We start from the raw sequence: 11,326 nt of genomic DNA on the forward strand, positions 1-11,326 counted from the left end.
CCGTAGACTATCTGCAACTCAGTCGCAGATGGAGGTGCGGTGAAATACCTGGTGACGGAACCTGAGGAAGCGCTCGGTCCGGGGTTGCGGGCGGATCTGCTGGACACCTGGGTCGCAGCCACGAACGCAGGCGGCGCGGTCGGGTACACCGCGCCGGCGCCGGTCGAGCAGATCGCGGAGAACCTTGACGGCGCCCTCGGCCGGGTCGCGGCCGGAATGGATCTGCTCGGCGTGCTTCACAACGGTGAGCGGTACGTCGGGATGGGCATGCTGGTGAACCGCGGCAGCGCGCTGCAGGCGCACTGGCGGACGGTGCTACGGGTGATGGTCCACCCGGAGAGCCAGGGCACCGGCGCCGGCCGGATCCTGATGGAAGGTCTGCGCGGGTCCGCCGTCGACCTGGGCCTCGAGCAACTGCAGCTCACCATCCGCAGCGGCCTCGGCCTGGAGAAGTTCTACGGCCCCCTCGGCTACCGCGTAGTCGGCACCCACCCCCGCGCAATCCGCGTGTCCCCGACCGACTACCGCGACGAAATCACGCTGGTCTTGGATCTCTGATCATCTTTGGGCCCCCACCAACCATTTTCGAGCAGCGGAAATGGTTGGTGGGGGCCCAAAGATGATCACTTGCGGGTGCGGGCGAGGGCTATGAGGGTTGCGCCTAGGGCGGCTAGGAGGGTGCCGAGGGTGAGGATGATGGCCGGGGGGCCGCCCGTCGGCGGGAGTTCGGCGCGGTTGAGGGTGCGGGGGTTGTCGGTGGGCTCGGCGCCGACGGTGAACTTGACCGGTGCGGTGACCGTCTCGCCGGTTTCGTCGGTCCGCTCGTACGTGACCTTCGCGGTCCCGGTGAAGGCGGCGACCGGCTTGAGCGTGACGGTGCCATCCGTGCCGACCGACCAGGTGCCCGCGCCGTTCGTGACGCTCTTCGCGCAGGTGCCGGCCGGTGTACGCAGGCAGACCGAGCTCGGCTTGATCGTGCCGCTGTCGTTGAGCAACGGGTTCACCGCGATCGGATTGCCCGGCGTACCGGTTGCCGTGTCGGGTGCCGCCTTCGCGAGCAACGGTCCCGCGACCGTGACGTCGAGGAGCGCGGTGTCCGACGTACCGTTCGCATCGGTGACGCGGTAGGCCAGCGCCCGCGTCGTACCGACGAAGTCCTTCGCCGGCGTGAACCTGACCGAGTCGCCGACCACGAACGTGCCTTCGTGCGGCACGGTCACGGACTTCTTCTCCTTGCCGTCCGCCGGATCCCGCAGTACGACGGAACTCGGGCGGAGCGGCGCCGACGGGTCACCGGCCTTGTCGTTGGCGAGCACGTTCACGTCGACCGCCGTACCGAACGCCGTCTCCGCACTGTCGTTAGTGACGACCGGCCGCACCGGGACGACCGTCACGGTGATGGTCGCACGGGCCGAGTTCTGGTTGCTGTCCTTCACGTCGTACGCCGCCGGTCGCGCGGTGCCGGTGAACGTCGCCTCCGGGGTGAACGTGACCTTGCCGCTCGCGACGACGTACGTGCCCTGCCCCGCGATCGTGACCCGGTCGACCAATGCACCACCCGGCCCGACCAGCAGTACCGAAGCCGGGTCGAGCGTCGCGCCCGGCCCCGGCTTGTCGTTCGCGAGCGGGTCGATCGTCACCGCGACGTGCTGCTTGGTCCGTGCCTCGTCCGGTACGGCGACCGGACGCGCCTGCACCGTGATCGTCAACGCACCGGATCCGACCGTGCCGTTGCGGTCGGCAACCTGATACCCGACCGGGACCGCCACCCCCGCGAACCCGTCCACCGGCGCGAACCGGATCGCACCGGACGGCTGCACCGTGAACGTCCCCTCCCCCGGCACTGCCAGCACTGCTAGCGGATCGCCGTTCACCGGATCGATCAGCCGTACGCCGCCCGCGTCGAGCGGCGCACTCGCATCGCCGGGCTTGTCGTTCATCAGTACGGCGACCGTGATCGCGGCCTCGTACGGCGTGGTCGCCGCGTCGTCCTTGATCACCGGAACCACCGGCGCGACCGTCACCGTGACCGACGCGCTCGCTTTGTTCCCGGTCGTGTCGCTGACCCGGTACGCGACCGACACGACCCCGCGGTACGCCGGCTCCGGGTCGAACGTGATCTTCCCGGACTTCACCGTGAACACGCCCTGCCCCGGAATCACCGCCTTCGGTCCCCACGTCCCGCCGTACAGCTGGACCGACGCCGGATCGAGCTGCGCGCCCGTCCCCGGCTCGTCGTTCGCCAGCGGATCGACGGTGACGGTCACGTTCTGCTTGGTGCCGACCGGATCCGCGACCGCCTTCGGTCCCTTGCCGACCGTCAGCAGCAGCAGGCCTTCCGCGGTCGTGCCGTTGGCGTCGGCGATCCGGTACGTCGTCGGCGTCGTGACGCCCTGGAATCCCTTGGCCGGCGTGAACTTGACCGCGCCGTACGCATCGACTGCGTACGTTCCTTCACCGGCACGTGTCATCGTCTTGCCGTAGTGACCGGCCGCGTCCTTCAGCACCACGCTCGCCGGCTTCAGCGGCGCCGACGCGTCACCGGGCTTGTCGTTCGCCGGCACGTTCACCGTGACCGCATGCCCGTACGGCGTGATCGCGGAGTCGTTGACCGCGACCGGGTTGACCGGTATCACGGTCATGCTCAATGTCGAGGTCGCGAAGTTGCCGTCCGAGTCCGCGACCCGGTACTGCACCGGACTCGCCTTGCCCCGGAACGCGGGCAGCGGATCGAACTCGATCGACCCACTCGGCAGCACCGCATAAGTGCCCTGCTGAGGAACCGTCACCTTCTTGGCCGACCCGTTCAGCCCGACGGAACCCTTGTCGAGCTGCGCGTCAGTGCCCGGCCGGTCGTTGGACAGCACGTTCACCGTCACGGTCACGTTCTGCAGCGTCGACGCGTTGTCGGCGATCGCGACCGGCGGCTGGCCGACGGTGACGGTCAATCGAGCGGTCGTCTTCGTTCCGTTGCTGTCGGCCACCTGGTACGTGATCGGCGTACCAGGACCGCGGAACGTCGCTCCCGGGTCCGCGCGAACCGCTCCCCCGGCCGCGGTGTAGACGCCTTCGTTCGGGATCCGCACCGCTGCCTTCAGCACCCCGTCGGCCGGATCGACGAGCAGCAGACTGCCCGGCACCAGCGGCGCGGTCGGGTCGCCCGGCTTGTCGTTCGCGAGCACCTGCACCGTGACGCTCTTGCCGTACGGCGTCCGCGCGGCGTCGTCGGCCGCGACCGGGGTGATCGGCGTGATCGTGACCGTGATCGTCGACCGCGCCGTCTGACCGAACAGGTCGGCGATCCGGTACGTCACCTTGGTCGCCGTACCGGTGAAGCCCGGCAACGGGTCGACGGTGACCGTGCCGTCCGGGTTGACCCGGTAGTCGGCCTGCCCCGGGATCTTCACGAGCTTCTTCAGCGAGCCGTCTGCCGGATCCACCAACGTGAGGCTGCGCGGATCGAGTGCCGTCCCGAGACCGGCCTTGTCGTTGGCGAGCGGCGTGACCCGCACCGAGAGGTTCTGCTTTCCGGTCGCGGTATCGGGTGCCGCGGTCGGCGCAGGCGGCTTGGCGACCGTGACGGTCAGCGTTGCCGTGGTCGTCGTACCGTTCACGTCCGAGACGCGGTACGTGACCGGCGTCGCGGCGCCGGTGAACTTGGGCAGCGGGTCGACCTCGACCTTCCCGTCCGCCTTCGTCGTGTACGTCGCCTGACCGGGGATCACGAGGGTCGCGGTCGGCAGCTTGGTGGTCGGGTCGATCATCCGCACGGTGCTCGGAACCAGCGGCACCGACGGATCGCCGGCCGTGTCGTTCGACAGGACCGGCACGCTGACGTTCGTGTCGTACGCCGTACCCGTTGTGTCGTCGGACGCGTCGGGCTGCACCTTCGTCACCCGCGCGGTCAACGTCGACTTCCCGATCGCGTCGTTGCTGTCGGCAACCTGGTAGCCGACCGCGGTCGCAGTGCCGCTGAACGTCGGCAGCGGCTCGAACAACACCCCGCCGTCGGCCTTCACCGAGTACTTGCCCTGGCCGGCGATGACGAGCGACAGCACGGGCTGCGTGGGCGTCAGCAGGCGCACGCTGCTGGGCTTCAGCGCAGCACCCGTCGGCCCTGGCTTGTCGTTCGCGAGGACCGCGGCCACCACGGAGCGGCCCTGCAACGTGGTGATCGGGTCCGGGTTCGCGACCGGCGGGCCGGGGGCGGCGACGGAGACGGTCAGCTCGGCGCGCGCCGCCGTACCGTTCTTGTCGAGCACCTGATAGGTCACCGGCGTACCGACTCCGGTGAAGCCGTGCAGGGGCTGGAAGGTCACTTTGCCGGCGGCCACCAGGTAGGTGCCTTGCCGGGCGACCGTCAGCTTGTCGACGAGCTTCTTGCTGACCGGGTCGAGGAGCCGCAACGTCGCGGGCACGAGCGGCGCGTCCGGCGACCCCGGAAGGTCGTTGTCGAGCACGGGTACGACGAGGTCGGTGTCGAACGCGGTCGAGACCGAGTCACCGTTGGCGGTCGGCGTCACCGGCGTGACCGCGACGGCGAGCGTGGACTCGGCCGTCTGGTGGGTGGTGTCGGTGACGCGGTAGCCGATCGACGTACCGACGCCGGTGAACTGCGGTTTCGGGACGAAGTCCACGCCGCCGTCGGGCTTCACGACGTACTGGCCCTCGCCCGCGATCACGACCTTCTTCTTGAACGCGGCATCGGCCGGATCACGCAGTACGACGGAACCGGGCACGAGCTGCACGCCCGCGGCCGCGCGGTCATTGGCGAGCGGCTTGACGGCCACGCTGACGTTCTGCGGCGTGGTCACCGTGTCGGGGGTCGCGACCGGACGATCCGGGAGGGACACCGTGACGGTCAGCTTGGCGGTGGCCGCCGTACCGTTGCTGTCGGCAACGCGGTAACCGACCGGTTTGGCCGCTCCGACGAAGCCAGGCACCGGTTCGACGCGGACGGTGCCGTCGGGCTTGGCGACGTACTTCGCCTGGCCGACAACATTCACCATCTGCACGCACTTGTTGCCGTCGACGAGGCAGAGAGTCGCGGGCGCCAGCGGCGTACTCGGGTCGCCCGGCTTGTCGTTGCCGAGCACCGGTACGACGATCGCTGTGTTGAACCCGGTCGTCGCCGCGTCGTCGGTCAGGACCGGCGGTGGCGGCGGTGTGATCGCGAACGGGTAGTCCTCGACCTCGCCCGCATCAGCCGCGCCGGTCGGCTTCTCGACCTGCGCATCGGTGTACCCGACCCGCACCCGCGCGTACGACGCTCCTGCCTTCGGGGCGAGCTCGGACCACCGCAGCGTGACCGTCGTCTGCTTGGCGGCGAACGCGGCGCAGGCCCGCTCGCCCGCGTCGAAGGCTCCGTTGCCGTTGACGTCGATCCACGCGCACGCCCGCCCGGCCTTCGACGGACCGGCCAGCTGCAGGTCGGCCGTGTACGTCGTCTGGTTGGTACGAAGCGGTGTGAAAACGACACCGTCGTCGGCCTGATCCGGTGTCGCCGGGCCGGTCGTGCCGTTCGCGACGCCGGCGTTGTCCTCGGTGACATCCTTGCCGAGCTGTACGTCGCTCAGCACTGACCACGCCGCCCCGTACGACGCCGGTGCGTCGCCGAAGTCCTCGGGCGCGGACGCGAGGAGCGAGAACGCGTCACCGGACGATCCGTTGTTCAGCGCGGGCAACTTCGGATGCTTCGTGAACAGCGCCGACACGTCGAAGCTGACCTTGGTGACAACGCCGTTGACGCGAACCGATCCGCAGGCAGCGGTCGCGGAGGTGTCGAGGCCGGACGGGGACTTGGTGTTCACGCAGTTCGGGCCGGCGTCGTGGTTCGCGGCGGTGATCGTGTCGCTGGTCACCGAGAGGTTGTTGCCCTGTCCGAGTTTCGTGAGGCTGAGTCCGGCGGTGGTGAGCTTCAGGACCGAGTGCAGTTCGGACTGTGCGGTCGTCTGGCCGTTCACGGTCCGGGTGACGGATCCGCCGAGGCCGCCGAGGTGCAGCACCGGGTTGCGGACGGGCTGGGAGAACGCGATCGTCACCGTGCCGCGGTCGCCGCAGCCGCCGGTGGACGCGCAGTCGCCGGTGTTCACCACCACGTCCTGCGCCGGTGCGTCCTTGCCGATCGCGGGCTGGTAGGTGGCCGGCCCGACGGTGCGGAAGCCGGCCGTCGTCGGGTCGCCGAGCTCGGTCAGCCCGCTCGCGGTGATCGTCTGCCGGAGCCCCGAGCCGGGCATCACGGTGGTAGCGCTGTCCGTGAAAGGCGCCGTTGGCACCTGGTAGGCGGTCGCGGTCAGGGTGCCCAGGCTCAAGAGGCCGGTGGCAAGAAGAATGGCCCCCGGTCGGGTTGCCCGCATGTGTCCCGCCCTCCCGAGCAATTCAGGTGCATTGCTGCGGCCGCGTGGCGGGCGGGCCTGCGTAGACGTTAACGGTCTGCGCAGACTCAATGTTACGGGAGAATCACTCTCCGAGGTCGTAGATCCGGACCTTGCCGACGCTGTGTCGTCGTACGGCGAGCTGGTCGAGCGCCGGCGCAGCGGGTCCGTTGCGCGTGTCGGCGTACAGCCAGCGAACGCCGTACTCGTCGCGCAGCCTGCGCAGCACCTCGGCGGTCGGTGCGGTGAGGGCCTGGTTGGTGAGGGCGACACGGTCCGGCCACGGTGACGGCTGCTCGGTGTAGCGGCGGCCACCGTCGCCCTGCTTGGCCATCGCCTGGTTCGTGTAGGCCCAGCCCTCGATCAGCGTGCGGCGGCCGGCGATCCCGCTGACCAGGTACCCCCGGGCGTCGCATCCTGGCGCGGGCAGGCCCGCCGGACGGCACCAGGTGTTCGTCGCCACCACGTCGGTCGGCGCGGAGTGCTGCCCGAGCCAGAGCGCAGCCTCGGCCTCGTCCGGGTACACCCACCACCGCGCCGCCCGGTACGTCGGCGCCTTCTCGGTGTCACCACGTACCGCGCTCTGCAGGAAGGAGCTGATCGGTGCCGTCGAGAGCAGCACCAGTACGACGAACATGCCGCCACCGGCTTGTCGCAACGTCAGGCGCCAGACGAGCAGCAGGAAGAGCGTGATCCCGAGGACGACGAGCAACATCCGGGTGCTCAACCACAGCTGGCGACCGGTCGACGCCGCCGGCACACCACGCGCCCAGACGATCAGACCGGCATAACCGATCGACAGGACGAACGCGGCGATCGCAATGGGGACCGGACGACCAGAGGCGCGCGCACTGGTCGCTGCGAACCAGCCGGCTCCGGCCAGGCTGAACGGTGCCGCGGTGTAGACGAAGTACGACTCGCTCACCGACGGGTGGTCGATCAGCAGGTAGCCCGCCCACCCCGCGATCATCGCGCCGAGCAGGAACCACGCGATCGGGTCCTTCCTGCCGACGACGCCGAAGCCGGCCCAGGACATCGCCTGCAGAGTCAGCAGCAGTCCGAGCAGCAGGCTCAGCGTTCCGATCACCTCGCCGTGCGCCAGCGCCGGCAGGATCAGTCCGCCGTCGCCCGGCTGCGTCTTGTCGCCAGTGGCAGCGGTGTAGACGGGCAGCGACTTCAGTACGGCGAGAAACTGCAGCCGCGACCCACTGGTGCTGCCGGCCACCGTCAGGAAGGTGATCGCTCCGACGACGAGCAGTGCGACCGTCGTGCCTATCAGGCGCCACGGGAGCCGTCGCGTTGTCACTAGTAGGTACAGGGCAGCAAGGCCAACGCCTGCTACCAGCAACGGGAGCACGGTCGGCTTGGAGCCGCCGCCGACAACAGCGACCGGCACGATGAGCAGCCAGAGCCAGTGGCTGCCGTCCTTGAACAGCAGGTTGATGAGGAGGATGGATGTGGTGACAGCCGCGACCATGCCGAACGTTTGCGACGGGCTGAGCAGGCTGACTGGTGGTGCGAGGTTGACGCTCGTGTCGACCAGCAGGAACAGCTGCGGCGCAGCCAGCGCGAGTGCGGCGAGCACGCCGGTCCACCAGGTGCGGCTGACGACACGGGCGAGTGTCGCGCAGACGAGCAGCGAAACGACCAGCCACGGCAGGACCCAGAGCCGGAACAGCACGACCATCGGAGTGAGCCGCGTGACGTCGACAGCCGCGGCCATGTCGGCGTTCGCGAACCAGTGGTACTCGAGCCGCTCGTTGACGACCTGCGGGATCTGGGGCGGCACGGTGCGGGTCAGCTCTTGCACCATCGACAGGTGGTACAGGAGGTCGGGGTAGTACGCCTCGCCGTACGGCGGCATCGGGTGGTACGCCATCACGCCGAACGTGGCTGCGCCGACCATCACCGCCGCGGACACCGCCAACCCGACCGTCCACGCAACTGGTAGCGGTCTGGGCTCGGCGATCCGGAAGTACTGCCGCCCGACGAGAGCGAAGCCGATCAGGACGAGCGCCGGCCACACGATCAACCAGCGCTGCCAGCCGAGCGCGGTGAAGATCGCCCAGCCGATCAACTGCCAGGTCGCGCCGACGACCGACCCGAGTCCGAGGTCCTCAGCCCAGTTACCGGTACTGCGCCACGCGGCCCGCAACAGCAATGTGCCCGGCAGCGCGATCGCTCCGGCGAAGTAGACGGCGTACTTGACGAGCGGACCGAATCCGACGTCGCCGAGCGATACGAACCCACCGACCGCCACCAGGATCGGCAGCAGCCACGGGGCAGCCCGCTTCATCTGTTAGAGGGCGTCTTGGAACCCAGCGCCGCCGCGAGCAGGTGCCCGCCGAGTGCCGCGCAGTAGGCGCTGGGTTTCAAGACGCTCTCTCGGACTGAGTGCTTTCGTGAACGGGCTCCTGATGCCCGTGGTCCGTCAGGCTGTCGTATCCGACGAGGAACTGCGGTCTGCGCTGGCTCGACTGGAACAAGCGGGCGACGTACTCACCCAGCAGGCCGAGGCACAACAGCTGGATCGCGCCGATCACGCTGACCGCGAGGACCGTCGACGTCCAGCCGGGGATGCTCCGGCCGGTCAGCTTGATCACCAGCGCGCCGACCACGAACAGCCCGGACATCGCGCCACCGAGCAGACCCAGCCAGGTCGCCAGCCGCAGCGGCGCCGCCGAGAACGCGGTCACGCTGTCGAACGCGAGCCGGACCATCTTGGAGAAGCTGTACTTCGTCGAGCCGGCGGCCCGCTCCGCCCGGACGTACTTGACCTCGGCGCTCGGGAAGCCGAGCCACGGGATCACCAGACGGAAGACCCGGCCGTCGTCGGGGAGCGCGTTCACCGCGTCCACCACCCGGCGGGTCACCAGCCGGAAGTCGGCCGCGTCGAACGGGATGTCCTTGCCGACCAGGCGGCACATCAACCGGTAGTACAGCCGCGCCGACGTACGTTTCGCCCAGGAATCGCTCGAGCGGTCGGAGCGTACGCCGTACACGACGTCGACGTCCTGCTCACGGACGGCTTGCAGGAACTCGGCGACGACCTCCGGCGGATCCTGCAGGTCGGCGTCGATCGTGACGACGTACTGGCCGCGGGCGCGGCGGAAGCCGGCCGACTGGGCGGCCTGGTGACCGCTGTTGCGGAGCAGGCGGACGACCCGGAGCTGCGGCCAGACCTTGGCGGCGTCGAGGAGCAGCGCCGCAGTGCGGTCGCGGCTGCCGTCGTCGACGACCAGCAGTTCGTAGGTGATCCCCAGGCCGTCGAGCAGCGGGTGCATCCGCTCGAAGAACATCGGCAGCACCTCTTCCTCGTCGTACATCGGTACGACGACGGAGAGCTCGGGGTGGGTGTCCCGCATCGGCTGCCTTTCGGATCCTGGTGGGCTCTGACCTTACTAGCGCGGTCAGGAGGAGATGGCCACGGCACCGGTTCGGCGCGGGTCGCCGACGGCGAGCAGGCCCTCGGCGGGGTCCCAGAGCGCGGCCGCGACGCCACCGAAGTACATCGAGTGCGGCGGCATCGGGCGGGTCGGGAGCGCGGTCGACCCGGAGACCGGCAGGTCGTCCTCGTAGTCGACGACCACGTCCTCGCGGACGCGGACGTGCAGCCGCGGGTGCTCGACGGCCTCGCGGAGCCGCAGACCACCATGGGTGTACAGCGCGTACACCTGGGCGAGCGCGGTCGGGATGCGGTCGGATCCGGGTGAACTGATCGCGAGCACGGCGCCGTCGCTGTCGCGGCGGGCCACGCTCGGGGCCATGTTCGACGTGAGCCGGGTGCCGGGCGCGAGGCTGTGCGGGCCGCCGTGCAGGAGCTCCTGCTCACCGAGCGCGTTGTTCAGCCAGATCCCGGTGCCAGGCGTGAGTACGCCGGACCCGTAGCCGGACGAGACCGTGATCGCGCACGCGTCGCCCTCGTCGTCGACGACCGAGACGGTCGCCGTACTCGGTGAGGTCAACGCGCGGAGGTCGCCGGCCGCGGCGAGGTCGAGCAGCCTCTGGCCTTCCAGCTTGCGCACGTCCTCCTCGTCGAGCTCGGCGAGCCGCTGCCCGAGTACGGCGTACTGGACCTCGATCAACCGCTCCAGCTCGGACTGCCGCCAGCTGCCGTCGGACGGTACGCCGTCGAGCAGCGAGAGCATCGCGGCGACGGCTACTCCCCCGACCGCGGGCGGCGGGTTGGTGGCCAGGCGCCAGCCGTGCTGGTTGACGACGAGGGCCGGGCGTACGACGGCCTCGTACGCGGCCAGGTCCGCGGCGGTGAGGATGCCTTCGTTCGCGGCCATGTCGTGGATCAGGAGTTCGGCGAGCTGGCCCGTGTACATGGTCTCGGCGCCGTCGCGGGCGATCAGTTCGAGCGCTTCGGCGAGCTCCGGGATCACGACCGTACTGCCCGCCTTGATCACCACGCCGTCCTCGTCGTGCACGACGGCGTGGCTCGGCTGGTGCCAGCCGAAGACGATCTCGTGCGTGTAGCCGAGGTAGTAGCCCGAGGTCCGGCTCAGCGGGAAGCCGTTGCGGGCGACGTCGATCGCGGGCTGCACGACCTCGCGCCACGGTGCCTTGCCGGAGCGGCGGTGGGCGAGGTCGAGGGCCTTCATCCCACCGGGGGTGGCGACGGAGCCGTGGCCGACGGTGGTCGTCGTACCGCCGCCGTAATCGGTGGTGATGTCCCAGACGCCGCGACCGAACCGGTCCGTCGGCAGGCCGCGGCCGGGCATCTCCACCCAGCCGTCGATGGTGACCGCGTCCCCACCCGCGACCTGCAACGTGACGAACCCACCCGAGGCCGGCGACACCACCCCGATCTCGTTCACCATCGTGACGAGCGTGGCGGCAATCGCGGCATCTACGGCGTTGCCGCCCTCGGCAGCCACTCGCACCCCGGCGTCCGCGGCCGCCGCATTAGGCGCCGCCACCGCCACCCGCGGGTGACTGCCTTTCAT

At 69.7% G+C, this 11,326-nt stretch carries 5 protein-coding genes; 1 reads left to right on the top strand and 4 read right to left on the bottom strand.

The features are described from left to right. Positions 1–39 precede the first annotated feature (39 nt). A complete protein-coding gene (locus E0H45_RS00070) occupies positions 40–558 on the top strand; it encodes a GNAT family N-acetyltransferase (protein WP_131334218.1) in 519 nt (172 codons plus the stop codon). A 65-nt stretch (positions 559–623) separates the two neighbouring features. On the opposite strand, the gene E0H45_RS00075 is transcribed toward E0H45_RS00070, so the two are convergent. The 4 genes from E0H45_RS00075 to E0H45_RS00090 form a co-directional block, all read right to left on the bottom strand. Then, the gene (locus tag E0H45_RS00075; protein ID WP_131334219.1) at positions 624–6,356 is read right to left on the bottom strand and encodes an Ig-like domain-containing protein; all 5,733 of its coding nucleotides are present in this window, start codon (positions 6,354–6,356) and stop codon (positions 624–626) included. Between the two features lie 103 nt (positions 6,357–6,459). After that, the gene (locus E0H45_RS00080) at positions 6,460–8,670 is read right to left on the bottom strand and encodes a hypothetical protein (protein WP_131334220.1); all 2,211 of its coding nucleotides are present in this window, start codon (positions 8,668–8,670) and stop codon (positions 6,460–6,462) included. Positions 8,671–8,746: 76 nt separating this feature from the next. Next, entirely contained in the window at positions 8,747–9,739 is a 993-nt protein-coding gene (locus E0H45_RS00085; RefSeq protein ID WP_131334221.1) for a glycosyltransferase family 2 protein, read from the bottom strand. A gap of 45 nt (positions 9,740–9,784) precedes the next feature. Continuing rightward, positions 9,785–11,326 (bottom strand): gamma-glutamyltransferase, encoded by a 1,542-nt coding sequence (locus E0H45_RS00090; protein ID WP_165546320.1) that lies wholly within the window; start codon positions 11,324–11,326, stop codon positions 9,785–9,787.

Origin of the sequence: Kribbella soli (assembly GCF_004331345.1) — a bacterium.
Classification (GTDB): Bacteria; Actinomycetota; Actinomycetes; order Propionibacteriales; family Kribbellaceae; genus Kribbella; species Kribbella soli.

Coding starts and splice junctions, on each gene's coding strand:
- E0H45_RS00075 (WP_131334219.1), bottom strand. CDS start 6,356: ATGCGGGCAACCCGACCGGGGGCCATTCTTCTTGCCACCGGCCTCTTG.
- E0H45_RS00080 (WP_131334220.1), bottom strand. CDS start 8,670: ATGAAGCGGGCTGCCCCGTGGCTGCTGCCGATCCTGGTGGCGGTCGGT.
- E0H45_RS00085 (WP_131334221.1), bottom strand. CDS start 9,739: ATGCGGGACACCCACCCCGAGCTCTCCGTCGTCGTACCGATGTACGAC.
- E0H45_RS00090 (WP_165546320.1), bottom strand. CDS start 11,326: ATGAAAGGCAGTCACCCGCGGGTGGCGGTGGCGGCGCCTAATGCGGCG.